This window comes from Bifidobacterium bifidum ATCC 29521 = JCM 1255 = DSM 20456, from assembly GCF_001025135.1.
In the GTDB taxonomy this organism is placed as follows: Bacteria; Actinomycetota; Actinomycetes; order Actinomycetales; family Bifidobacteriaceae; genus Bifidobacterium; species Bifidobacterium bifidum.
The window spans coordinates 1644367-1667832 of record NZ_AP012323.1; the positions used below are offsets into that span (position 1 = coordinate 1644367).

A 23466-nucleotide genomic window follows, 5' to 3' on the forward strand; every position below is an offset into this window, starting at 1 on the left:
GTCCCATCCGAGCATGCGTAAACGGGACTTTCGCTGGGTGAAGAAGGAATAAAACGCAGAAGTGGGGGGTCTTTCGCATGAAAGACCCCCCACTTCGAGCGATCAGGAGAAGCAGCCGGACTACTTGCCGAGCAGCGTGTCCAGACGCGACGCCAGCGTCTGCGCAGCGTCGGCGACCGGCACGGCGACGGAATCGGAGCTGTCACGGTTGCGGATCTCGATTGTTCCGTTATTCACGGTGTCACGGCCGGCGACTGCAATCAGCGGCACGCCGATCAGCTCGGCGTCCTTGAACTTGACGCCCGGGGAGACCTTCTTGCGGTCGTCGTAGATGACCTCGATGCCGCGCTCCTCCAGTTCTGCGACCAGCTTCTCGGCCGCGTCGAACGCCGCCGCATCCTTGCCGGTGGCGACGACGTGCACCTGGGCGGGCGCGATGACGGCCGGCCATGCCAGACCGCGCTCGTCATGATGCGTCTCAGCGATGCAGGCGAGCACGCGGGAGACACCGATGCCGTAGCAGCCCATCCACACGGGCACAGTCTTGCCGTTCTGGTCGAGCACCTTGAGGTCAAGCGCCTTGGAGTACTTGAGGCCAAGCTGGAACACCTGGCCAATCTCCACGCCGCGCTCGAAGCTCAGCGGGCCGGAACCATCCGGGCTCATGTCGCCATGACGCACCTCGACCGCCTCGACGGTGCCGTCGGCCTTGAAATCACGGCCGTACACGGCGTGGAAACGGTGCTTGCCCGCCTCGTCGCCGCCGATGATCCACTCAGTGCCCTCAGCCACGTGCGCGTCGATGAAGAAGCGCACCGGTTCGGCGACGCCCGCGGCCTCGCCCTGCTTGCCGAAGACCATCGGCCCCATGTAGCCGGCCACCATCTCGGGATGGGCCTTGAGATCGTCCTCGGTGGATTCCTCCAGCTCGGCGGGCGCGAACTGCGCCTCAAGACGCTTCATATCGACCTGACGGTCACCGGGCAGCGCCACGGCGATGACCTCGCGCCACGGCCCCTCATGATCATCGTCCTCGGGGTGCAGCACAGTCACGGCCACGGTCTTCAACGTGTCGGCGGCAGTCCATTCGCGGCCGTCCTCACGCGGGTACAGACGGTTGGCGGTGGCGACCAGATCCTCGATGGTCTTGGAATCCGGGGTTTCACGGCTTTCCATCGCGGGCACGGCGGAGCTGTCCACGGCCGGCAGCTCTGGGGTGGTCAGCGCCTCGACGTTCCACGCCTTGCCGGAGGGCGCCAGCGCGAACGTGTCCTCACCAATCGCCATGGGAGCCAGGAACTCCTCGGACGCGGAACCACCCATCGGGCCGGACATCGCGAACACGGGCACGTACTTCAGGTCGAGACGCTGGAAGATGCGCTCGTAGGCGCCGCGCTCGTCGTAGTACGCCTTCTTCATGCCCTCCTCGTCGATGGTGAACGAGTAAGCGTCCTTCATGATGAACTCGCGGCCGCGGATCAGGCCCGCGCGCGGGCGGAACTCGTCGCGGTACTTGGTCTGGATCTGGTAGAGCGTGACCGGCAGGTCCTTGTACGAGGAGTACATATCCTTGACCAGCAGCGTGAACATTTCCTCATGCGTGGGGGCGAGCAGGTAGTCGGCCTCGTGACGGTCCTTCAGACGGAACAGGTTCTCGCCGTATTCCTCCCAGCGGTGGGTGGCCTCATACGGCTCGCGCGGCAGCAGCGCCGGGAAGTGGACCTCCTGGGCGCCGATGCCGTCGATCTCCTCGCGGACGATGGCCTCGATCTTGTTGAGGACCTTCAGACCCAGCGGCAGCCAGGTCCAGATACCGGGAGCCGCCTTGCGCACATAGCCGGCGCGCAGCAGCAGTTTCGCCGAATCGGTGTCGGCGTCGGCGGGATCCTCGCGCAGCGTGCGCAGGAACATGGTGGACATTCGAAGTGCTTTGGAACTCATGGGTTCCAAGGTATTCGCGTTCGGGGACATTGCGGGCCCGGTTCAGTTCGGCAAACCCGCAGTATTGAAAAAGGCCACCCACCCGGAGCTCACCGAGCGAGCGGCCTTCGTATTGGCCTCGCGGCCGTGCCGCTCTTATCGCGTCATCCGGCGCAGCCGTTCGAGGGTAATGCCGGCCGCCAGCATGGCCATCGCCAGGACGGTCACCAGCGACATGTCGATACCGGTATGGGTCAGAGAATCGGCCGCGGACATCTTGCCTCCCCGGCAACTACGCCCGTGTTCGCGCCCGGCTTGGCGGAAGACGAGCCATCACCCGACGTGCCACCCGGCACGGTACCGGGCTTGTTCTGCTCATTGCCGCCCGGCGCGGTGCTGTTCGGTCTGGGCTGCGTGACGATAGCACTGCGGGCGGTTCATCAGAAAGGCCGTCAACCGTTGCGCGCATGGTCCCTGTACGCCTCTTTCTCTTTGCCCGTGTCGCTGATGCTGCTGTGCGACCTGCCGACGCTGCCGAGATACATGTCCGAAGCCGTCAGCGCGGCTGTCTTCACTATGCTCGCGGGAGCCGCCTGTCTTATCGGCCCGGGCAATATGTCGCCGAGCGCATCATCGTCGCCTTCATCAGCGCTTTGAGCCTTACCGTCATCGCGATCGCCGATTTCAGCAATCGCATGGTTGAGAAAAACCTCGTGGCGATTGCCGCATATGTGCTGCTGCCGGCATTGGCCGCCACCGCATGGCTGCGTACATGCCATCCGATGGCCGACAGCGCGACCCGCAACCTGCGCTGGATATTCGGTGCCGCCGCGCGCTACGAGGCAAGCCTCAAATCGGTGCAATCGCTCGGAAAACGCATCTCACAGCTGCGCTAGCGCACCGCTACCCGGCGAAAGTCCCATCAGCACCATCTCAAATGGGACTTTCGCGGGATTGATGCCTTCCTCCGCCCAATAACAGTCCCATATCCGAAAGCAGCTACCACTAGAACAGCTCGGCTTGTTCGAATTCGCCAGCAGGCTCGTCCTCGGGAGGCGTTTGCGGCCGGAACGCAGCCACGCCCTCGTCGCCCAGCCGCGCGCTGGCGGCCTGTGACCTGCCGCGCAAATCGCCGTCGAGCATCACTGCATCCGCCGAAACCGCGAACATGCGCTCGTTGACGCCGGCAAGATACAATCCGCCCATGCGTTCCACACGCGAGAGCGCCACATATCCCATGCCGGGCGCGAACGTGCGGCTCAGATCCATCACCGCCCGGTCGAGGGTCATCCCCTGCGACTTGTGGATGGTGATCGCCCATGCGCATCGCAACGGCACCTGCGCCACGGACGCCATCACCGTGTCGCCGTCCATCATCTCCCACGTGGCCTGCTTCATCGTGACGATGTTGCCGTTCTCGAATTCCACGATGGGCCAACCGCCCTTGTTCTCGTTGGCGAAGCCGCGCACGGTACCGAGCGAACCGTTGACATACTGGTGGTCGGCGTCGTTGCGCAGTGCCATGACGGCGGCACCGGTCTTGAGCACGAGGCACTCCGGCGCCAGCATGTTGCGCTTGAGCCGTTCGACCAGGTGGGCCGGCCCCATCTGCTCGGCATGGAACTCGTGCGGCTCCTCGCCTATCCGCGCGAGCCTGGAATCGTTGAGATTATCGGCCTGCCGGTTGACGGGGAACAGGTGGACCGCCACCTCGCCCGGCTTCGGTGTCACACCGAGCCGCGTGACGAGCGCGTCACGGTCATCCTGATCCACGCATCCGGCGCGGATGTCGGTGAGCACGTGCAGCAGCCGGCCGTCGTCCTGACGATGCTGCTCGGTCAGATAGCAGATGACCGGCGCGAGTTCACCCCACACCAGCGATTCGGTGACGAATCCTTCCGGATTGAGTCCGGCCTTCGCGTACCGTTCGCGGGACGCCACGAAATCCGGGCCGGGCGGCAGCACGTCGCGGTCGCGCCCGGACACGGAGACCGGCGGCAGCTGGAAGAAGTCGCCGGACAGTACCACTTGCAATCCGCCGAACGGCCGAGGATCATGCCGCACTTCACGGCACACCTGATCGACCATGTCGAACAGCCAAGCGTGCATCATCGACACCTCGTCGATGATGAGCACGTCGGCCGCCTGTATCTTGCGCCGACGACGGGTCTTGATGGTCTTCAGCAGATTTGGCGTCAGCACGTTGGCGAGTCCGACGCCGCTCCACGAGTGGATGGTCTGGCCGTCGATATGCGTGGCGGCGATGCCCGTTGACGCGGTGACGGCCACGTTCGCGCCGTCTGCGCGCGCCTGCCGGATGAACTCGTTCAGCACGTACGTCTTTCCTGCGCCGGGCGCACCCGTCAGGAACACGTTCGCGCCGGCGTTCAGAATCGCGAGCGCCTCAGACTGCCGCATATGCCCTCCTTAAGCTCATGCATCACGCACGATCCGCGCGCCCTGGCGTATGACATCGCTCGCCTGCGGGCTCAGACCAGCCGGCGGACCACCTGCAGCACGCCGTGCTCGGTGTTGGCCGGCGCGATGTACCGCGCCGCGCGTTTCAGATCCGGATGCGCGTTGGCCATGGCGAACGACCATTCGCCGGCGTCGAGCATCTGCAAATCGTTGAGATAGTCGCCGAACACCGCCGTCTGCGCGGGCGTGACGCCGAGATGCCGCTGCAGCGCGACGACACCCTGCCGCTTGTCGGTTCCGGGATTCATGATATCGACCCAGTGCGCTCCGGATACCACCACCTGATGGGTGCGTTCCACATCGCCCAGCAGGTCCGCGGCCATGCCTTGCGCGTCGCCGAAATCGAAGATCGCCAGTTTCAGCACGGTTTCGTCCTCGGTCTCCAGCACCTCGTGCAGGTCGTCCACGATGCGCAGCGCCTTGTAGTATTTGGAGCATTCCTCGACGAACGGCCTGTCCTGCCGCTGGATGTACGCCGTGTTCAGACCGCATATCACGAGTCCGATGTCATGCGAGCCCGACGCCACCGCGGCGTCCACCAGATCGATCAGCGTACGCGTGATGTCCCAGCTCACCCCGTGCACGTCGATGACGTTGTCGTCGGCGACCACGACGTTGCCGTTCTCCGCGATATACGACATGGCGCCATCGACGCGGTCCGCGAACATGGAGCGCAGCGTGGCGAGCTGGCGGCCGGAAGCCGGCACGAACTCGACACCCTTGGCGTGCAGCTCGTCGAGCAGCGGCCAGAAGTCATCGGGGATGTTGCTGTCGCCGTCCAGCAGCGTGCCATCCATGTCCGCCACGATCAGGCGGATGTCGTGCGGCTTGTCGCAGATGGCGGTCCAATCGTTCGAGGTCATGGTGTCGTTCCTCTCAGTCGTGTGCGTGACGTTTTCTGTTTTTCGAGACCGGCCGGCTACTTATTCAGCAGGCTGGTGGCGACGATCTGGTCGGCGATGGCCTTCGACTCGGCCTCGTTCGGGCCGGGAGCCGGCGCCATGAACGCCTGACGGTAGTAGCGAAGCTCGTCCAGCGACTCGATGATGTCGGCGAGGGCGCGGTGCCCGCCGTTCTTGGCGGGGCGGTTCTCATACACCGCGGGGTACCAGCGGCGCGCGAGCTCCTTCAGCGTGCTCACGTCCACGCTGCGGTAGTGCAGATGGCTCATGAGACCCGGCATGTAATGGTCGAGGAATTTTTTGTCGGAGCCGATGGTGTTGCCCGCGAGCAGCGGCCTGACTCCGTCCGGCGTGAACCGCAGCACGTATTCGGTGACCTTGCGTTCCGCCTCTTCGAGGCTCAGGCCGTGCTCCCATTCGTTGATGAGCCCGGAACGGGTGTGCATGGCGCGCACGAAGTCGTTCATGTGCGCGACGGCGGCGTCGGACGGCTTGATGACGTAGTCCACGCCTTCGTCCAACACGTTGAGGTCGAAATCGGTCGGGACCACGGACACTTCGACGAGCTCGTCGCCACCGAAGATGTCAAGTCCCGTCATCTCGCAATCAATCCAGATCAGGCGCGAATCCTTCGCGCTGTACGTTTCCGCATCATGGCTGTCGACCATCGCAAGCCGCCTTTCCTGCTGTGTTTTCCTAGGGAACGTTACAGGCTATAGCAGACCGGGGACGCACCGTCAGGCCAGCGGGAAAGAGAGCAGCATCGTAGTGCCGGACGGGGACGAGGACTCCACCGCGACCGAGCCCCCCCCCATACCGGTTCGCCACGTCACGGGCGAGCGCGAGGCCGAGCTCGTACCCTTGGTGCGCGGTGCCGTCATCGTCCCGGGCGAAGCGGCGGAACAGTCGTTCGGGATCGCCGCCGATGACCGGCCCATGGTCGGACACGCGGATCTGCGCCCATTTGCGATGACGCGCACACCCGAGCAACACGGCCCTGCCGTCCGGATCCTTGATGATGCCGGAGTGCGGCTTGAGCACGCCCAGTCGCCCACCACCACGCTGGCCGTCTGGGCGTTGAACCCCCGCAGCAGCGCGCGCAACCGGTCCTGCAGTTCAATGAAGTGGAACGGCTTGGTCAAGTAGTCGTTCGCGCCGCAGTCCAGCCCTTCCACGATGTCGTCCACCTGCGCGAGCGCGGTCAGCATCAGCGCGGGTGTAGTGACGCCGGAGCCGCGCAGGGTGCGAATCAAATCCAGCCCGTCGCCGTCTGGCAGCCGGCGGTCGACGATCAGCGCGTCATGCTCTTGCCCTATCCAATTGGGACCCCGCTAAAGCGCCGCTAAGAAGACACGCGGGCACGACGGAAGCTTGGTGTCGCGGCACGACATGACCCGCCGTTTCGGGGGAAACGGGACGGATATAATCTTGGACATTCGGGACGCGGCCGGCCGCGCGCCATTACGGCAGTGCAGGAACGGCAGCGGTACATGCATACGGCCAGGAGGACTACATGGCAGAGGAAACGCAATCTATCACGACGCGGCACGACGCCGAGACCGACCCGGCACTGTGGTGGCGGCAAGCCGTGGTCTACCAGGTCTACCCGCGCAGCTTCCAGGACACCACCGGCTCCGGTCTGGGCGACATCAATGGCATCACCGGGCGGATCCCCTATCTGCGGCAGCTGGGCGTCGACGCGATCTGGCTGTCGCCCTTCTACCCGAGCGAACTCGCGGACGGCGGCTACGACGTGGCCGACTACCGTGACGTGGATCCGAAGCTCGGCTCGATGGACGACTTCGACCGGCTGGCCGCCGCCGCGCATGCGGCAGACATCAAAGTGGTGGTGGACATCGTGCCCAACCACAGCTCCCACCTGCACCCCTGGTTCCGTCAGGCGCTGGCGGACGGCCCCGGCTCCCCTGCGCGCGACCGGTACATCTTCCGCGACGGCAAGGGCCCGAACGGCGACGAGCCGCCGACCCGCTGGCAGAACCATTTCGGAGGTCCGGCATGGACGCGCGTGGACGACGGCCAATGGTACCTGCACATGTTCGCCAAGGAGCAGCCCGACTGGAACTGGAAGAACCCGGACGTGCGCGCCGATTTCCTTGAGACGCTGCGTTTCTGGTGCGATCACGGCGTGGACGGGTTCCGCATCGATGTGGCGCACGGGCTCGCCAAGGACCTCGACCGCGACGACCTCGACGACTACGTGGTGATGAGCACGAACGACATGCCCGCGGACGGATCCCACCCAGTGCTCGACCGCGACGAGGTGCACGACATCTACCGTGAGTGGCGCCGAGAGGTGTTCAACCGCTACGATCCCCCGCGCTTCGCGGTCGCCGAGGCATGGGTCCGGCCGGAACGCCAGTACCTGTACGCGTCACCGGATGAACTGGGGCAGGTGTTCAACTTCGAGTTCGCCAAGGCGGATTGGACCTTCAACGCGATGAGCAAAGCCATCGACGAGGGGCTGGCGTGCGCCGAGATGTCGGGCTCGACGTCCACCTGGGTGATGAGCAACCATGATGTACCGCGCCACGCCACGCGTTACGCGCTGCCGCAAGTGCCGACCGGCGAATACCATCAGATCGCCAACGACTGGCTGCTGCGTGACGGCACCACCTATATCGAGGATCGCCAGGCCGGCGCATTGCGGGCACGCGCCGCACTGATGCTCGAAATGGCGCTGCCCGGCTCGGCCTACGTGTATCAGGGCGAGGAGCTGGGCCTGTTCGAGGTGGCGGATATTCCATGGGACCGCATCGAGGATCCCTCCGGCCTGCGCACCTCGCGGGCGCAGTCCACCAAGGGCCGTGACGGCTGCCGCGTGCCGCTGCCCTGGGTCGCGTCCGACGTGCCCGAGACGTACACGTCCGACAAGAGGCGCGTCCATGCCGGCTCGTTCGGGTTCTCCCCTGCCGTCAGTGACGCCGAACCACACCTCCCGCAGCCCGCGTGGTTCAAGGATTTCGCCATGGACATCCAGGACGCCGACGACGGCTCCATGCTGAACTTCTATCGTCGCGTGCTGCGGCTGCGTCACGAGATGCAGACTCCGGACACCAGTTGCACGTTGCTTCCCGAGAACCGTCCGATCGGCATGCGCGACGGCGCCGACGGCCAGCCCGGCGGCGTGATCGCCTACCGTCGTGCCAACGGTTGGGCGAATCTGACGAATTTCGGCGCCACACCGGTTTCGCTGCCCAACGGCGAGGTGCTGCTCTCGTCCGCGCCGCTCACCGATGACGGCCGGCTGCCGCAGGATACGTCCGTCTGGATGCGGCTGCGGTAGGCCTGCCCGCGCCCGCCACGACGCGGGCGGCGGAGCCGATTCGACGCGGTCGGGCCTATATGCAAGATGACGGGCTCCCCTCGCAAATCGTGAGGGGAGCCCGCCATCATATTCATATGAGCCGAATCCTATGAACCGATCGGCATCGGCCTATCAGTTGTGGAAGCCGGTGTAGTTCGGCGCTTCGGTGGTCATCACGATGTCGTGCGGATGCGACTCGCGCAGGCCGGCGTCGGTGATGCGAATGAAGCGGCCCTTCTCCTGCAGTTCGGCGATGTTGTGCGCGCCCACATAGAACATGGACTGGTGCAGGCCGCCGATCAGCTGGTACAGCACGGCGTTCAGCGGCCCGCGGTACGGCACCTCGCCCTCGACGCCTTCCGGAACGACCTTGTCGTTGGAGGTGACGTCGGCCTGGAAGTAACGGTCCTTGGAGTAGGACTTCTTGCCGCGCGGGGCCATGGCACCCAGCGAGCCCATGCCGCGGTACAGCTTGTACTGCTTGCCGTGCAGCAGGACCTTCTCGCCCGGAGCCTCCTCGCAGCCGGCCAGCGTGCCGCCGAGCATGACGGTGTTGGCACCGGCGACGAGCGCCTTGGCGATGTCTCCGGAGTAGTGGATGCCACCGTCGGCGATGCACGGCACGCCGGCGGCCTTGCATGCCTGGGCGGCGTCATAGACGGCGGTGAGCTGCGGGACGCCGACACCGGCGACCACGCGGGTGGTGCAGATGGAGCCGGGGCCGACACCGATCTTGACGGCGTCGACGCCCGCGTCGATCATGGCCTGGGCGCCGGAACGGGTGGCGATGTTGCCGCCGATGACCTGCACGCCGCGGAAGGCGGGGTCGCGCTTGATGCGGCTGATCATGTCGAGCGCCAGACGGGCCTCGCCGTTGGCGGTGTCGACGACGAGCACATCGACGCCGGCCTCCATCAGAGCGGAGGCGCGCTGCCAGGCGTCGCCGAGGAAGCCGATGCCGGCGGCCACGCGCAGACGTCCCTGCTCGTCCTTGGTGGCGTCCGGGTACTGCTCGGTCTTGACGAAGTCCTTGACGGTGATCAGGCCGGCGAGCTTGCCGTTGTCGTCGATCAGCGGCAGCTTCTCGACCTTGTGCTGGGCGAGCAGACGGTGGGCGTCATCCTTGGAGATGTTCGCCGGACCAGTGATGAGGTTCTCCTTGGTCATCACGTCCTTGACCTTGAGATGGTCGTAGTCTTCGGACGGGATGAAGCGCATGTCGCGGTTGGTGATGATGCCGACGAGGCGGTTCTCCTCGTCAACGACCGGCAGGCCGGAGATGTGGAACTTGCCGCACAGCTTGTCGAGGTCGGCGAGCGTGACGTCCGGGTTGACGGTCAGCGGGTCGGTGATCATACCGGACTCGGAGCGCTTGACCACATCGACCTGGGCCGCTTGGTCGTCGATCGACAGGTTGCGGTGCAGCACACCGATACCGCCGTTGCGGGCCATGGCGATGGCCATCTCGGATTCGGTGACGGTATCCATCGCCGCGGAGATCGCCGGAACCTTCATGGTGATCTCACGGGTCAGATGAGTGGTGGTGTCGACTTCGGAGGGAATCACGTCCGTCTCGTTCGGCAGCAGCAGCACATCGTCATACGCGAGGCCCAGCTTGGAGAAAATCGGGGGGACAGGAGCATAGGATTGCATATTCGCTTCAGAATTTGTAGCCATGCATTCACTATATGAGCGTAATGCGACGAATGCGACACGAACATGGTCTCGACCATCATCATCGGCAGGTCACGGGCGCCGTTTTTTCCCGTCACCGCTTTCGTCAAACGAATGACGTGCCCGTCGCCGCGCGGATGCATACGACTGGTTCTCCGCGGCGATCTCCGGCAGGCGACGCTTCAGATACGGGTACATCGTCGCCACCGTCAGCAACACCACGGCGATGACGAAGCCGATGAGCACATAATGGACCTTGAAGAACAACGTCATGATCGAGCCGACCGCGATCAGAGCCGCCCACCCCCACAGAATCAGCACCGCTCCCTGCACGGTGTGGCCGATGCGCAGCATGCGGTGGTGCAGATGCATACGGTCCGGGTGCATCGGCGACTGCCCGTGGCTGAGTCGGCGCACGATCGCCAGACACATGTCCAGCACTGGCAGGAACAGCACCAGGATCGGCAGCAGGATCGGCATGAACACCAGCAGGTACACGCTGGCATGAATCGACGCCGGATCCAGACGGCCGGTCATCACGATTGACGCGCAGGTGATGAGATACCCGAGCAGCATCGAGCCGGAGTCGCCCATGAACAGCTTGGCCGGATGCCAGTTGTGCAGGATGAACCCGATGCAGATGCCGACCATCGCCACGTCGATCAGCGTCGCCATCGAGGCGTAGGACGGCGAATTGCGCGCGATGATGTAGGAGTACGCGGCGAACGCGACGCCGCCGATGGCGACGATGCCCGCCGCGAGGCCGTCCAGGCCGTCGACGAAATTGACCGCGTTGATCGACGCGACGATCAGTATCGCGGTGATCGTCACCGAGATACTGGGGCTGGCGGTGATCAGGGAGCCGAGCGGCAGCGATATGATCTGCAGGCCGCCCCACGCCACGAACACCGAGATCAGCAGCTGCCCGGCCATCTTCAGCATCCAGTCCAGATCCCACAGGTCGTCGGCCATGCCCAGCAGGCATATCAGCACCGCGCCGGCGAGGATCACCCACTCCTGGTTGTTGTTCTCGAACAGTCCGGTCGTGAATGCGATGCGACTGGAGTAGATCATTGCGAACGCGAATCCGATCAGCATGCCCAGTCCGCCCATGCGCGGCGTCGGGATGGTGTGCACGTCGCGCGCACGAACCTCTCCGACCGCGCCGATATGGATGGCGACATGGCGAATCAGCGGCGTGACCAGCCAGGTGACGCCGCCTGCGATGGCGGCGATCAGCAGATATATCCTCATGCGCCCAGACCACCACCGTTCATGTGCACGGCCTTGCGCACGACGGGCTGAGGGATGACACCCTCTCGCAGGATGACGATGCCGTCGCGCTCATGAGGGTCGGCGGCGACCACCGTGCTGGCGACATGGCCTTGCGTCGGCCCGCCGTCAAGATACAGCTGCACATCGTCGCCGAACGCCTGCACGGCCTCTTCGACCGTCTGCGCGCTTTCGTCGCCGGAACGGTTCGCGCTCGACGCGGCAAGAGGACCGAGCTCATTCAATATGCGCAGGGTCAGGGCCGAATTCGGCACGCGGATGCCCTGCGTACGCCTGCCCTGCGGGGTGGCACTGACCGTGGCGAGCGTGCAGTCCTCGCGGGCCACCGCGATCGGCGAGAACGCACCAGGCAGGAACTGCGCGGCCAGCCGGTTCAGCGGCGACGGCAGGTCGAGCCCGAGCCCGTCCAACTGGTCGACGGATGCCAGCAGCACCTGCAGCGCTTTGAAGCGCGGGCGGCTCTTGACCTGATAGATGCGGTCGATTGCGGCCTCGTTGCGCGGGTCGCAGGCCACGCCATACACCGTGTCGGTGGGAATGACCACCAAGCCTCCGCCTGCGATGACCGACGCCGCCTCGGCGAGGGATTCCTCATTCACCTTGCGAACCGCACTCATCAGACCTCCCGTATCGCGTATCACGCCCATCGCGGCGGTCACATGCCGCCGCGCGTATCCGAATACCGCTATCCAAGTATTATGGCACGTCCTGCCACACCGATGGTAGGCCGGTGCATGGCCCGACGCCACGGGTTCGCTCTCCCCCGCGTCGCGCGGGCCGGCCTGGACACGGCTTCCCATTGCACCATTGCGCCACGACTTGGCGCTGGCCGGCGCCGGCGACGACGGGCCTCATGTGACGGTACGGCGGAGAGACACGACCGTATCCGCCCGCGAGCGCGAGGAAATGCTCGCCGGCAAACTCTACAATCCCGCCGACCCCGAGCTCTCCGCTATGCGAGAGCGCGCAGGCGACTTGTGCACCCGGTTCAACGCGCTGCCTCGGGGAGACCACGCCGGCCGAGCCGCGGTACTGGACGAGCTGCTGCCGCCGATGCATCCGATCCGGTTCCAGGACCGCAACGTGCGGCGTGCGGCTGACGGGTCGTATTACGACTACGAGTATGGCAAGCCGATCGTGATCGGGTCGAACTGCTGGTTCGGCGGCAATGTGACGGTGGTCGGCGGCGTGACGATCGGCGAGGGCTGCGTGATCGGCGCCGGCTCGGCCCGGCCACGGCATCAGATCCTGGGTCAGGATCTGACCGCGAACAGGTACCGGGGCCGGCCGGTCCAGTCGTCGCCGGTATAAGCCTGGCCGAACCCGTTGGCCTGTGCGAAGGAGACCAGCCGCGGCCCCTGAGAGATGTCATGCTCCATCACCAGCACGCCGCCGGGGCGCAGCAATCCCGCCGCTCGCATCACGATCCGCTCCGGTATCAGCGTGCCGTCGGCGGAGCCGCCATACAGCGCCGCCTTCGGATCATGGTCGCGCACTTCGGGCTGTTCGGGGATCTGCGCTTCGGGGATGTACGGCGGATTCGTGACCACCATGTCGATGGTGCCGTCAAACTGGGCCAGCGTCGTGCCGCTGGTGGCGTCGCCGAGCTCGAGATGATAATTATCGGCGGCCAGCGGGTCGAGACGTGATATCCTCCGCCAGTTGCGCATCGTCCAGTCATAGGTGCGCGACACCTTCTCGACCGCCCACACCTGCGCGCCGCGCACCTCGGTGACCAGGGACAGTCCGATGGCGCCGCTGCCCGCGCACAAATCCACGATACGCGGGGTGGACAGCCGTTCGCGCGTGAGCCAGTCGATGCCGGCCTGCACCACGGTCTCGGTTTCCGGGCGCGGGATGAACACGCCCGGACCGACTTCCAGATCGAGGTAGCGGAACGGGGCATGGCCTGTGATGTACTGCAACGGTTCACGTGCGGCCCGCCGAGCGATCATGGCGTGGAATCGGGCGAGCGCCGTGGTGACGGCATCGCCCGCAGTGGCGGAGCTGTCGGAGCTCGCGTCGCCGGCATCCGGGGCATCAAAACTCGCATGCTCGTGCGGCAGGCCGTCCAGAGGCTCCCCCATCAACATCGCCTTGTCTATGTCGCGCAGGTCGCGGCCGCACGCCTCGGCGAGCAACAACTTGGCATCATGCTCGGGCGTGTCGATGTCGGCGTCATGCAGCGTCCGCGCCGCGGAGCGTATCACGTCTGTCACGTCATGGATGGATTCGGATGTCATGGTGTCCTTCCGCTCGTTGGTGGCTCATCGTCTCAGGGCGTTCATATCACGGCGTTTCGCACCGGGGCGTCTGCCGGCATATTCGCCGTTGCGTCGCTAAGTGCGCGCCGAAACGAAGTACGCGCGCACATAGCGACGCAAACCACGGATTTTCCGTTCCTAAGTGCGCGCACTTGTCGTTTCGGCGCGCACTTAGCGACGCAGAGACATCAATGGGGGTGCGATTCCCCAGGGAACCATCACTCTGACCCCGCCGATGGCCGGTCACTGCTGGTTGGCGAGCCGCTCGGCCTCGTCGGCTTGGATGTCGGAGTCGATCACGGCCTGCAGGTCGCCGTCGAGCACGGCGTCGAGGTTGTACGCCTTGTAGTTGGTGCGGTGGTCGACGATGCGGTTCTCCGGGAAGTTGTAGGTGCGGATGCGCTCGGAACGGTCGAGCGAACGCACCTGCGAGTGGCGCATATCGGCGGCCTCGGCGGCCTCCTGCTCATGCTTCATGGCGAGCAGGCGCGATTTCAGGACCCGCAACGCGGCGGCGCGGTTCTGGATCTGCGACTTCTCATCCTGCATGCTCACCACGATGCCAGTGGGGATGTGCGTCATGCGCACGGCGGAGTACGTGGTGTTCACGGACTGTCCGCCGGGACCGGAGCTCATGAAGATGTCGATTTTCAGGTCCTTCGGATCGATCTCGATCTCGTCGTCGTCCTCGTCGGCCTCGGGGAACACGATTACACCGGCCGCGGAGGTCTGGATGCGGCCCTGCGATTCGGTGACGGGGATGCGCTGCACGCGGTGCACGCCGCCCTCGTATTTCAGGCTCGCCCACACACCGTCCTCCGGCGCGGGCGTGCCCTTGGCGCGAATGGCGATCTGCACGTCCTTGACGCCGCCGAGCTCGGTGGTGTTCTCGGACTGCACGGTGACGGCCCAGCCGCGCTTCTCAGCGTATCGCAGATACATGCGCAGCAGGTCGCCGGCGAACAGCGCCGCCTCCTCGCCGCCCGTACCGGCCTTGATCTCCATGATGACGTCCCGGGCGTCATCGGGGTCGCGCGGGATCAGCGCGTTCCGCAGCTTCTCCTCGGCCGCCGGCAGCTCGGCTTCGAGCCGCTTGGCCTCATCGGCGAATTCGGGATCCTCCCCCGCCATCTCGCGCGCGGCCTCAAGGTCGTCGCGCACGGCCGTGTATGACTGATACGCGGATACAATCGCGCCGAGTTCGGCATGACGACGACCCAGCTTGCGCATCTTATCGGGGTTCGTCACCACCTCGGGGCTCGCCATCTGCTGTTCGATGGATTGGTATTCCTCCAACGCGGTCTGTGCCGCGGGGAACTGCTCGACTGCCATGTCTGGCTTGTCCTTCCGGATAGTAACAACGGTCGGCACCGCGTCATCATCGCTGTCGCGACGCCATTACAGATACAAAAACGCCAGTCCCCCGAGCGGGTGCGCCGAAGCGCGCCCAACCCGTGCGGGACTGGCGTCAGATACGCTACTTGGTCTTCTTGCCGTAACGCTTCTCGAAGCGAGCGACGCGGCCACCGGTGTCCAGAATCTTCTGCTTGCCGGTGTAGAAGGGGTGGCACTTCGAGCACACGTCGACCGTCATGTGGTCGCCCTTGTAGGTGGAACGAGTGACGAAGGTGTTGCCGCATGAGCACAGGACTTCAACGGCATGATAATCAGGATGGATACCCTGCTGCATGGTTTTGTCTCCTAGGGGATTCGGGGGACCCGGGTCGCCGCGCCCCGATGGCTGGCGTGAACCGGAACCTACGGAAGTATACGCCGAGGCATGGATTTCAGTGGGGCCGCAGGGGCTTGAACCCTGGACCGGCGGATTATGAGTCCGATGCTCTAACCGACTGAGCTACAGCCCCACGTTGGCGAATAGGCCAACCGTACTATTGTATAGCAGACCATCGGACTTGCGACACCCTCCCAACCGCCCATCGTCTGCCACGGCTATCATGTCGGCAGGGCCGGCAATCGGGCCGGGACACGCGGAAAGGAACGCACATGCGCATTGCGGTACCGCTGCCCGGCACGATGTGGGCGTTCGATGTCATCTCCATCATCCAGATCTTCGACGACGATTCCGTCATGTACGGCTCGTCCGACCGTCCGGTCATCGACTTCATCGCGAATGCAAGCTCCAAGGCACTCGACCACGGCATGTCCATCGCCACCACCGCGCTGCGCGACTACCACGAGAAACCTGATCTGATCATCATCCCCGGTTTCGCCAACCCGCATGAGATCGCCACCGACAGGCGCACCAGGGACGCCAAGGCACGGCTGTTCACAGCCGATCCCGCCGACGCGCTCGCCATCCGCGACTGGCTGGTCGCGTCCCACCGCGAGGGCGTGGAGATCGCGGCCATGTGCACGGGCATGTTCGCGCTGGCATGGACCGGTCTGCTCGACGGCGTGGAATGCACCACGCACCTGCCGTTCCTCGACGATTTGGCCGCGCAGTTTCCCAAGGCGCTGGTGCAGAAGGACCGTCTGCTGACGCACAACGCGAAGCAGCGCATCTGGACGTCCGCCGGCGGCAGCATCTGTCTCGACCTGTGCATCGCGCTACTCGCCGAACATGCCGGGCAGTCCCTGGCGACGGCGGAGGCGAACATGCTGATGATGCATTACCCCCGTTCGGTGGCCACCCGGCGCAGCGACGGCGCTCCATCCGTCTTGCCGCGACCGTCCCGGCAGAGTGACGAGATCATCGCGCTGACCCGCAGAGTCCGCGAGCATCTCAGTTATGACTGGACGCTGACGACGCTTGCGCAGACCTCCCACTCCTCCACGCGCTCGTTCCAGCGCCGGTTCAGCGAGGTCATGGGGGTGCCGCCGAGCACCTGGCTGCTGACGGAGCGTCTGAACGCCGCCAAGGAACTGCTGGAGCTCACCGATCTGCCGATGCAGCAGATTGCACTGAGAACGGGACTGCGCAACGCGGATTCGCTGCGCAAGCATTTCTCCGCCGCGTTCGGAGTCAGTCCGAGTCGGTATCGTCAGGATTTTCTGCGCACCGAATTGCGTCCGACGGAAAACGTGTGAGCCCGCTGGCCGGCGAAACGAACATGAGGAGTCGGATATCGGCCACATGACGCGGATTTCTCTGTGTTCGTTTTGTTCGGTACTGTGCGCATTCCTCACACTTTTCTTATTGAGAATGATTCGCTGAACCATCGGCGGGGCAAAGTGGCGCGTTCTTACCGATATTTGGCGCGAACCGACCGCATCGGCACCCGGTTTTCCCGCGACCGACGCTTAGACTCGGACTTGAAACAATGTTGTTAACGCCATCATGACAGACACGGATGTGTGTCATGCCGGCGCGATGAAAGGATACGAACATGTGGCCTATCCTCTTGGCCCTGGTCCCCGCATTCGGCTGGGGTTTTCAGGGCATTGTCATGCAGAAGGTCGGCGGCACCACCGCCAACAAGCAGATGGGCATGGTGCTCACCACGCTGCTGTTCGGTATCGTGGTGCTGATCTTCCACCCGATCAACTGGTCGTGGACGCTGATCGCGGCCGCGGCCATCAACGGCATCCCGTGGAGCATCGCGCAGATACTGCAGATCAAGTCCTTCGACTATCTGGGCGTGGCCCGCGCCATGCCGCTGTCCACTGGCATGCAGCTGGTGTTCACCACCCTGCTCGGCGCGCTGTTCTTCCATGAATGGACGCACGGCTGGCAGTTCGGCTTCGGCATCTGCGCGCTCGTCGTCATCATCGTCGGCGTCGCCTGCACCGCCTTCCAGGAGAAGAGCGAGGACAAGGGTCCGTCGAACCTGAAGCGCGGCCTGCTCATCACCCTGATCTCCTCACTGCTGTATACCAGCTACGCCGCCGCCGGCAAGTTCTTCTCGGTCTCCAGCTGGGACATGCTGTTCCCGCAGGCCGTGTTCATGGTGCTCGGCACGACAATCATCTCCTTCTGCATGAGCGGCAAGGACGCGATGGACCCCGAAATCGGCGTGTTCGGCAAGAAGAGCTGGATGAACATGAGCACCGGCGCCCTGTTCGCTACCGCGAACCTCACCGTGATGCTGTCCAATGAGATGAACGGTCTGGCGGTCGGCTGGACGCTGTCGCAGATGAACGTCATCGTCGCCACGCTGGGCGGCCTGTTCATTCTCAAGGAGAAGAAGACCAAGAAGGAGATGGCGTTCGTCATCGCCGGCATGATTCTCATCGCGCTCGGCGGCATCCTGATCGGCATCACGAAGAACGCATGACCGCCGCCCGCGCATCATCAACCATCAACCATCAACAAGTCAACAAGGGAGTATCAACCATGATCAATGTCGGTTTCATCGGATGCGGCGCCATGGGCCGCGACCACGTGCGTCGGATCACGGACAAGTGCGGCAACGCGCAGGTCGTCGGCGTATACGACACCGTGCTCGGCAACGCGAAGCAGGCCATCGAAGACAACCGCCTCGACGCGACGATCTACGATTCGGCCGATGCACTGATCGACGATCCGAACGTCGACGCCGTCGTCATCGCCAGCCGCAACGACGTGCATCTCGACCCGCTGCTGCACACTATCGCGATCGGCAAGCCGACGTTCACCGAAAAGCCGATGACCATCAACGGCTCCGACAGCTGGAAGGTCGTCGAAGCCGAGGTGGCCAAGGGCCGCAAAACCATTCAGGTCGGTTTCAACTGGCGCTTCGACCCCGGCTACGACGCGATGAAGACCTTCGTCGGCGACGGACAGATCGGCTCCCTGCTGATGGCCGGCATGCGTCACTACAACGCGCAGGCATCCACGAGCTACTACGGCACCGACAACGTCATCAACGACACGCTCATCCACAACTTCGACGTGCTGCATTACATGTTCGACGGCGACATCACCAGCGTCGAGATGAAGTTCGCCCGGATGAACACGCTCAACCCGAACGGGGAGTCCCTGCGCGAACCGCAGCTGGCCATCGTCGAGTTCTCCGACGGAGCCCTCGCCACAGCCGAGGCGAACGTCAACTGCCAGTACGGCTACGACATCCAATGCCGCCTGGTCGGCGAGTCTGGCATCATCTCGCTGCCGGATGTCGCCACGCCGGAGGTGCGCAAGGCCGGTCAGATCAGCCACGCGATCTCGTCCGCCTGGTTCGACCGATTCATCGAGGCATACGACCGCGAGTTCGACCGGTTCTTCGCGAATATCGAGGCCGACCGGCAGCCGGGCGGCAAGGAGGCGACCGCATGGGACGGCTATGTGGCGAACGTGGTTGCCGACGCCGCGCTGGACAGCCTGCACCACGGCGGGCGCATCCCCGTGACGCTCAACGAGCAGCCGGCGCTGTACCGGTAATCCGCCGTTTGTTCAACGGCTCAGGCCGCCCACCACGGACGCAGCGGGTACCAGTTGCCCTTCGGCAGCCCCTCCTTGTCGGGCTTGACGGCGAGGAACTGGTGCACCTGGATGCCGTTGAGCTCGAAGTTCAACTCGCACGCGGCCAAATACAGGCCGTACACCTTCGCCCGCTCGTAGCCGACCTGCTTGACGGCGTCGGCCCAGTTGGCCTTGAGATTGGCGTTCCAATGATGCAGCGTCAGCGCGTAATGCTGCCGCAGGTTCTCCTGGTTGACGACCTCGAAGCCGGCGTCGTGCAGCGCCGACTCGATGAACCCGGGCGAGGCGAGGTCGCCGTCGGGGAAGATGTATCGGTCGAGGAACTCGTCCGTTCCGGGCCGGTTGTTCGGCTTGTCCTTGGAGATCGTGATCTGGTGGTTGAGCAGGCGGCCGGCCGGCTTGAGCAGCTTGAACATCTCATCGAAGTAGTGGCGGTAGTTCTTCGCGCCCACATGTTCCATCATGCCCACCGAGGTGATGCCGTCGAAGTCTCGTTCCGGCACTTCGCGGTAGTCCATCACGCGCAGCTCGGCCAGATTCTCCAGCCCTTCGCGCCTGATCCACTCCTGACCGTACTCGATCTGCTCGTGCGACAGCGATACTCCCAGTGCCTTGATGCCGCGCTTGGCTGCGGCGATGACCAGAGCGCCCCAGCCGCATCCGATGTCAAGCATGCGGTCGCCGGGCTTGAGGTCCAGCTTGTCGAGCACCAGGTCGATTTTGTTGCGCTGCGCGTCATCCAGGCTCATGTCGGGCGTGTCGAACACCGCGCACGTGTACGTCATCGACGGTCCGATGAAGTCGGCGTAGAACTCGTTCGACAGGTCATAATGGAAGCTGACGGTCTCGGAGTCGGCCTTTTCGGTGTGCGGGAACAGACCGGACTTGATGCGTTCGAATTTCGAGGGGCCTTCGGACTGCGGCACCTCCACCTTGTGGTAGCCGTGGCTGAGAACGGCCGCCCCCATGCGCGCCAGTTCGAGCGGAGATGGCTTTCGGATGTACGATGCCAGTTCGACGAGCTTGCGCAGCTGCGGATACGGGTCGGCCACGTCCAGTCCTTCGATGTCGAAGTAGCCCAGGATGTATGCGCGGGCCAAACCGATCTCGTTCAGGTTGCTCGCCAACTGATAGATGGCCTTAGGACTGGTGACCCGGACCTGCAGGTCGGCGTCTTCCGGCCCGAACGTCGATCCGTCGAAGGCTTCGATGCACACCGGCGCGTCCTCTTTGAGGACCGCCTGCGCCATTTCACTTACCAACATGGTTTTTCCACTGCCCATGTTTCGCCTCTTTTCCCAACGACTGTGCCTTGCCGGATATGGCAATCACCGTGTCACTGTAGTCCCGCGTCGTCATTTTTCGCGCTGCGAGGAAACAGAAATCGCTCACTATGCATGCATCGGGCAACCACTATGTGACCAGCCACTCTGAAAGCGAACATTTGGCGGATATATATGGACAGCGCGGCCGCGCCAGTCGCATTCCGCATGTGAATCGGAATGCGGCCAGCGGGGCCGCGGTTTTCAGGATGATCCCGGACCAGCCGTCATGAGACGGCGTTCATGTACTCCTTCAGGGATTCGCCGATGCCGCCGGACTCGCCAGACGACTTCAACGCGGTGACGTGCCCGTCGGTATCGACGCCAAGCACTCCGGAGATTGGGTTGATGGCATTGTAGACGACGTCATATTCGTTGAGTAGCAGCAGGAACTCGGCGGTGCCACTCGCCTTCGCCTCGTTCAGCAGCGTGGTTGACGTCTCGCGTCGAACGATGCCGCTCTTGTCGACGCCGCCCACCTGCGCGACCTCAATGATGTCGCCGACTTTCGCGTCGCCCTTGATGACTTTGGTGACACGCACCCGGGTGACGGTCTCCGGCACGCCCAGCGCGTCCATGTCGATGTCGTCCTCCGTCAGCCCGTATTGCGGGTTCGTTTCAGGCGTTCCGGACGTGAAATCGATCTCGGGATACAGGATGCGCTCGCGCGAGTCGAGCGGGACACCGGTGACCACCAGACCGGCGGCCTTGACGCCCTCTTCGGCGGAAGAGTAGCCGGGATAGTCGGCGGTGATGGACTCGGCGGTCTTCGCCGTGGTCTCTGTCGCGGTCTTCGCCGTATTCTGCGTCGAGTGGCCAGCGGTCGGAGAGCCGACGGAATGCATATGCACGGCGACACCTACCACCAGCGCCGCAACGAGCGCCACGACGGCGAGCGTGCCCTTGATGACGTTTGACTGCTTCATCAGTAACAGCTCCTCACGTAACTCATGTCATATGCCTGAGGCATACGGATATATCTTTCAATCACAGTTCAGCAACGGTATTCATCAGCGGCCAGACCGGTCGGCTGATTGATCCGTCGATTATTTTTTTCATATCAGTCTCCGATGTCCAGCATGCAGTGAATCCGCGCCAACTTCGCCGTTGACAGAGCATTGAGTAAAGAACAGCTGTTTTTTCGTATAAAAATAAGAGAAACGCTGTAAATTCAACGTTTCTCTCACTTTTCATCAATGCCGCAGACCGGAATCGAACCGTTTTACTTAATCTCAAATACTGATAGAAAGGGGCTTTGAAGACTTCATCACGGTTGCGGTGTTCAAAAAGTGTTCAAACGTTTGTTGCATACAAACTGAAATTTGTCATATCCCTATTTCTGAGTAGATTTTTTCGACAAACGGTGACTTATGTTCGATATATTTCTCAATATCAAATGGATAGAGCGCAGCGCCTTCTTCTTTAATTCTACTGTATTCACGCACAGCTTCCGGATGAGAACGCAAATATTCACGGAAAGCAATACGCCTTTTCAGTTCCTCAGAATCTCGCGGGCATACATATAGATGATGCTTCCGCAAATGGGTTTTGCCTTCATATTTAAATGCTTCCCGTCCGGCAATACCAAGGTTTCCTTCATGGTGATAGTCGATTCTTTCTAAGGCAGAGATTACAGCGTCAAGCATGGAGTAATCTTTAATGACGACATCAATATCAATAATCGGTTTCGCTGATAAACCATGCACTGAAGTGCTGCCAACATGTTCTATCGCAAGAGCCAGTTGATCAAGAGCTTCCTGAATTTCACTCTTGATTTCACAAAAATCCCGCGCCCAGTGTTTATCATAAGGTAGCACAACAACATGCTTTGTAATCATTCTCTTTACCTCCACAAATCCCGATTTGTCTGTTTCACAATGTCAATAAGAGGAAGAATAACAGGCTTGCTTTTCAGAATCTCGGTATTTCATCATAAAGTGTTCAAAGGTGTTCAAACATTTTATATAAAAAACAGCTATGACCAAGGTAAGTATTTTCAAAGGCCGACATCGGCATATACTGTGATCTATGATTACTACGTTTACTATTCGCAACGTCGCCAATGAAGACGGTGCCGCGCAGATCAGCGATTTCGGCGCTCACGTGCTCTCCTGGACGCCCGCGGGCGGCCATCCCGCCGTATGGCAGCCCAAGGCCGTCTATCTGGGCAAACCGATCCGCGGAGGCGTGCCCGTGGTACTGCCATGGTTCGCACTCGGTTTCGAGCATGGCGAAATCGCCGGTAAGAAGCCGAAGCACGGGTTCGCCCGCACCACTGTCTGGCATGTGGACGAGGACGCGACCGACGACCGACGCATCCGATACACGCTGTCCGACGCCGACGCGACGCCCGAACTGCTCGCCCAGCTGCATTCCGGGGCCTCCCCGCGGTTCCATGCGGTCTACGACATCGAAGTCGGCAAGGAGCTGACCATGACGCTGACCATCACCAACGACGGTACCGAGCCGCTGCGCTATGAGACCGCGCTGCACACGCACTTCCATGTCGGCGACCTGACCCAGGTGAGCCTACACGGATTGGAGGGCTCCGACTATCTCGACGCCACGGTCGCCGGGTACCCTCCCCGCGTGCAGCCCGATGAGCCGGTGACCTTCGACGGCACCACGGTCGACCGCATCTACTACTCCACCGACACGTTGCGTCTGGATGACCCGGCATGGGATCGCGTCATCGTCATCGAGGCCCATGGCACGAAGCAGACCGTCACATGGAACCCGGGAACCGCGGCCGACACCGAAATCGGCGACATGCAGCCCGGCGAATGGCGCGATTTCGTAGCCATCGAGGCAGCCGCCTGCCGCGAGTATGCCATCGAGCTCGCTCCCGGCGAATCGCACGCGCTCACGCAGCGCATCAGCGTCGAGAACCGCTGAAAAACCGATTCATTCATACGGCCGCCGCATC

Annotated in this window: 21 protein-coding genes, 1 tRNA gene and 1 pseudogene; 7 read left to right on the forward strand and 16 right to left on the reverse strand. The window is 63.2% G+C overall.

What is annotated here, in order from left to right:
- Positions 1-120 precede the first annotated feature (120 nt).
- Positions 121-1941, reverse strand: coding sequence for a proline--tRNA ligase (locus BBBF_RS06890; protein ID WP_029414654.1), 1821 nt, complete (start codon positions 1939-1941; stop codon positions 121-123).
- Positions 1942-2387: 446 nt separating this feature from the next.
- Here BBBF_RS06890 and BBBF_RS09870 point away from each other — a divergent pair, with 446 nt between their 5' ends.
- On the forward strand, positions 2388-2816 hold the full coding sequence (locus BBBF_RS09870) for a hypothetical protein (RefSeq protein ID WP_021647823.1): 429 nt from the start codon (positions 2388-2390) through the stop codon (positions 2814-2816).
- 109 nt (positions 2817-2925) lie between these two features.
- Here BBBF_RS09870 and BBBF_RS06900 read toward each other — a convergent pair whose 3' ends face one another.
- From BBBF_RS06900 to BBBF_RS10630, 5 genes and pseudogenes are all read right to left on the reverse strand, one after another.
- Positions 2926-4338 carry a DEAD/DEAH box helicase gene (locus BBBF_RS06900; RefSeq protein WP_021647822.1) on the reverse strand — a complete coding sequence of 471 codons (1413 nt, stop codon included), beginning with the start codon at positions 4336-4338 and terminating at the stop codon, positions 2926-2928.
- A 71-nt stretch (positions 4339-4409) separates the two neighbouring features.
- A complete protein-coding gene (locus BBBF_RS06905) occupies positions 4410-5261 on the reverse strand; it encodes a Cof-type HAD-IIB family hydrolase (RefSeq protein ID WP_021647821.1) in 852 nt (283 codons plus the stop codon).
- Positions 5262-5317: 56 nt separating this feature from the next.
- A complete protein-coding gene (orn, locus tag BBBF_RS06910) occupies positions 5318-5968 on the reverse strand; it encodes an oligoribonuclease (protein ID WP_003814872.1) in 651 nt (216 codons plus the stop codon).
- 28 nt (positions 5969-5996) lie between these two features.
- Positions 5997-6341, reverse strand: a complete 345-nt coding sequence (locus BBBF_RS10625; protein WP_021647820.1) for an ATP-binding protein — start codon at positions 6339-6341, stop codon at positions 5997-5999.
- A gap of 71 nt (positions 6342-6412) precedes the next feature.
- Positions 6413-6616: pseudogene (locus BBBF_RS10630) on the reverse strand (response regulator transcription factor); the annotation flags it as partial.
- Positions 6617-6813: 197 nt separating this feature from the next.
- Here BBBF_RS10630 and BBBF_RS06925 point away from each other — a divergent pair.
- The gene (locus tag BBBF_RS06925; RefSeq protein ID WP_021647818.1) at positions 6814-8604 is read left to right on the forward strand and encodes a glycoside hydrolase family 13 protein; all 1791 of its coding nucleotides are present in this window, start codon (positions 6814-6816) and stop codon (positions 8602-8604) included.
- A gap of 153 nt (positions 8605-8757) precedes the next feature.
- Here the strand turns inward: BBBF_RS06925 and guaB are convergent, their stop codons facing one another.
- The 3 genes from guaB to BBBF_RS06940 all read right to left on the reverse strand — a co-directional run bounded on the left by guaB (position 8758) and on the right by BBBF_RS06940 (position 12209).
- Entirely contained in the window at positions 8758-10302 is a 1545-nt protein-coding gene (gene guaB / locus BBBF_RS06930; RefSeq protein WP_033509872.1) for an IMP dehydrogenase, read from the reverse strand.
- Positions 10303-10371: 69 nt separating this feature from the next.
- A complete protein-coding gene (locus BBBF_RS06935) occupies positions 10372-11553 on the reverse strand; it encodes an MraY family glycosyltransferase (protein ID WP_021647817.1) in 1182 nt (393 codons plus the stop codon).
- Positions 11550-12209, reverse strand: coding sequence for an L-threonylcarbamoyladenylate synthase (locus BBBF_RS06940; RefSeq protein WP_003814862.1), 660 nt, complete (start codon positions 12207-12209; stop codon positions 11550-11552). The genes BBBF_RS06935 and BBBF_RS06940 overlap by 4 nt, the downstream gene beginning before the upstream one ends.
- A gap of 289 nt (positions 12210-12498) precedes the next feature.
- On the opposite strand from BBBF_RS06940, the gene BBBF_RS06945 reads away from it, so the two are divergent.
- Positions 12499-12903, forward strand: coding sequence for a maltose acetyltransferase domain-containing protein (locus BBBF_RS06945; protein ID WP_013363768.1), 405 nt, complete (start codon positions 12499-12501; stop codon positions 12901-12903).
- On the opposite strand, the gene prmC is transcribed toward BBBF_RS06945, so the two are convergent.
- The 4 genes from prmC to BBBF_RS06965 form a co-directional block, all read right to left on the reverse strand.
- A complete protein-coding gene (prmC, locus tag BBBF_RS06950) occupies positions 12846-13835 on the reverse strand; it encodes a peptide chain release factor N(5)-glutamine methyltransferase (protein ID WP_014760534.1) in 990 nt (329 codons plus the stop codon). The genes BBBF_RS06945 and prmC overlap by 58 nt on opposite strands.
- Positions 13836-14099: 264 nt before the next feature.
- Positions 14100-15188, reverse strand: a complete 1089-nt coding sequence (gene prfA, locus BBBF_RS06955) for a peptide chain release factor 1 (RefSeq protein ID WP_003814857.1) — start codon at positions 15186-15188, stop codon at positions 14100-14102.
- Between the two features lie 145 nt (positions 15189-15333).
- Positions 15334-15546, reverse strand: coding sequence for a 50S ribosomal protein L31 (gene rpmE / locus BBBF_RS06960; protein ID WP_003814855.1), 213 nt, complete (start codon positions 15544-15546; stop codon positions 15334-15336).
- A gap of 101 nt (positions 15547-15647) precedes the next feature.
- A tRNA-Ile gene (locus BBBF_RS06965) sits at positions 15648-15721 on the reverse strand.
- Between the two features lie 139 nt (positions 15722-15860).
- Between BBBF_RS06965 and BBBF_RS06970 the strand changes: the two genes are divergently transcribed.
- The 3 genes from BBBF_RS06970 (at position 15861) to BBBF_RS06980 (ending at position 19176) form a co-directional block, all read left to right on the forward strand.
- Positions 15861-16904 carry a GlxA family transcriptional regulator gene (locus tag BBBF_RS06970; RefSeq protein WP_013390155.1) on the forward strand — a complete coding sequence of 348 codons (1044 nt, stop codon included), beginning with the start codon at positions 15861-15863 and terminating at the stop codon, positions 16902-16904.
- A 299-nt stretch (positions 16905-17203) separates the two neighbouring features.
- Positions 17204-18091 (forward strand): GRP family sugar transporter, encoded by an 888-nt coding sequence (locus BBBF_RS06975; protein WP_003814851.1) that lies wholly within the window; start codon positions 17204-17206, stop codon positions 18089-18091.
- Between the two features lie 59 nt (positions 18092-18150).
- On the forward strand, positions 18151-19176 hold the full coding sequence (locus BBBF_RS06980; protein WP_021647815.1) for a Gfo/Idh/MocA family protein: 1026 nt from the start codon (positions 18151-18153) through the stop codon (positions 19174-19176).
- A 20-nt stretch (positions 19177-19196) separates the two neighbouring features.
- Here the strand turns inward: BBBF_RS06980 and BBBF_RS06985 are convergent, their stop codons facing one another.
- The 3 genes from BBBF_RS06985 to BBBF_RS09670 all read right to left on the reverse strand — a co-directional run bounded on the left by BBBF_RS06985 (position 19197) and on the right by BBBF_RS09670 (position 22378).
- The gene (locus BBBF_RS06985; protein WP_003814846.1) at positions 19197-20501 is read right to left on the reverse strand and encodes an SAM-dependent methyltransferase; all 1305 of its coding nucleotides are present in this window, start codon (positions 20499-20501) and stop codon (positions 19197-19199) included.
- Between the two features lie 266 nt (positions 20502-20767).
- Positions 20768-21466: a hypothetical protein gene (locus BBBF_RS06990; RefSeq protein ID WP_003814844.1), complete on the reverse strand. Its 699-nt coding sequence runs from the start codon at positions 21464-21466 to the stop codon at positions 20768-20770.
- Between the two features lie 399 nt (positions 21467-21865).
- Positions 21866-22378, reverse strand: a complete 513-nt coding sequence (locus tag BBBF_RS09670; protein WP_021647812.1) for a GrpB family protein — start codon at positions 22376-22378, stop codon at positions 21866-21868.
- A 190-nt stretch (positions 22379-22568) separates the two neighbouring features.
- On the opposite strand from BBBF_RS09670, the gene BBBF_RS06995 reads away from it, so the two are divergent.
- Entirely contained in the window at positions 22569-23435 is an 867-nt protein-coding gene (locus BBBF_RS06995; protein WP_003814840.1) for a D-hexose-6-phosphate mutarotase, read from the forward strand.
- Positions 23436-23466: the final 31 nt, after the last annotated feature.

Excerpts from the sequence above, each read along its gene's own strand:
- BBBF_RS06890 (WP_029414654.1), bottom strand. The coding sequence starts at position 1,941 with ATGAGTTCCAAAGCACTTCGAATGTCCACCATGTTCCTGCGCACGCTG.
- guaB (WP_033509872.1), bottom strand. The coding sequence starts at position 10,302 with ATGGCTACAAATTCTGAAGCGAATATGCAATCCTATGCTCCTGTCCCC.
- BBBF_RS06975 (WP_003814851.1), top strand. The coding sequence starts at position 17,204 with ATGTGGCCTATCCTCTTGGCCCTGGTCCCCGCATTCGGCTGGGGTTTT.
- BBBF_RS06995 (WP_003814840.1), top strand. The coding sequence starts at position 22,569 with ATGATTACTACGTTTACTATTCGCAACGTCGCCAATGAAGACGGTGCC.
- BBBF_RS06945 (WP_013363768.1), top strand. The coding sequence starts at position 12,499 with ATGCTCGCCGGCAAACTCTACAATCCCGCCGACCCCGAGCTCTCCGCT.
- orn (WP_003814872.1), bottom strand. The coding sequence starts at position 5,968 with ATGGTCGACAGCCATGATGCGGAAACGTACAGCGCGAAGGATTCGCGC.
- BBBF_RS09870 (WP_021647823.1), top strand. The coding sequence starts at position 2,388 with ATGGTCCCTGTACGCCTCTTTCTCTTTGCCCGTGTCGCTGATGCTGCT.
- BBBF_RS06940 (WP_003814862.1), bottom strand. The coding sequence starts at position 12,209 with ATGAGTGCGGTTCGCAAGGTGAATGAGGAATCCCTCGCCGAGGCGGCG.
- BBBF_RS09670 (WP_021647812.1), bottom strand. The coding sequence starts at position 22,378 with ATGATTACAAAGCATGTTGTTGTGCTACCTTATGATAAACACTGGGCG.
- BBBF_RS06905 (WP_021647821.1), bottom strand. The coding sequence starts at position 5,261 with ATGACCTCGAACGATTGGACCGCCATCTGCGACAAGCCGCACGACATC.
- prmC (WP_014760534.1), bottom strand. The coding sequence starts at position 13,835 with ATGACATCCGAATCCATCCATGACGTGACAGACGTGATACGCTCCGCG.
- BBBF_RS06900 (WP_021647822.1), bottom strand. The coding sequence starts at position 4,338 with ATGCGGCAGTCTGAGGCGCTCGCGATTCTGAACGCCGGCGCGAACGTG.
- BBBF_RS06970 (WP_013390155.1), top strand. The coding sequence starts at position 15,861 with ATGCGCATTGCGGTACCGCTGCCCGGCACGATGTGGGCGTTCGATGTC.
- BBBF_RS06985 (WP_003814846.1), bottom strand. The coding sequence starts at position 20,501 with ATGGGCAGTGGAAAAACCATGTTGGTAAGTGAAATGGCGCAGGCGGTC.
- BBBF_RS06925 (WP_021647818.1), top strand. The coding sequence starts at position 6,814 with ATGGCAGAGGAAACGCAATCTATCACGACGCGGCACGACGCCGAGACC.
- BBBF_RS06990 (WP_003814844.1), bottom strand. The coding sequence starts at position 21,466 with ATGAAGCAGTCAAACGTCATCAAGGGCACGCTCGCCGTCGTGGCGCTC.
- BBBF_RS06935 (WP_021647817.1), bottom strand. The coding sequence starts at position 11,553 with ATGAGGATATATCTGCTGATCGCCGCCATCGCAGGCGGCGTCACCTGG.
- BBBF_RS06980 (WP_021647815.1), top strand. The coding sequence starts at position 18,151 with ATGATCAATGTCGGTTTCATCGGATGCGGCGCCATGGGCCGCGACCAC.
- prfA (WP_003814857.1), bottom strand. The coding sequence starts at position 15,188 with ATGGCAGTCGAGCAGTTCCCCGCGGCACAGACCGCGTTGGAGGAATAC.
- rpmE (WP_003814855.1), bottom strand. The coding sequence starts at position 15,546 with ATGCAGCAGGGTATCCATCCTGATTATCATGCCGTTGAAGTCCTGTGC.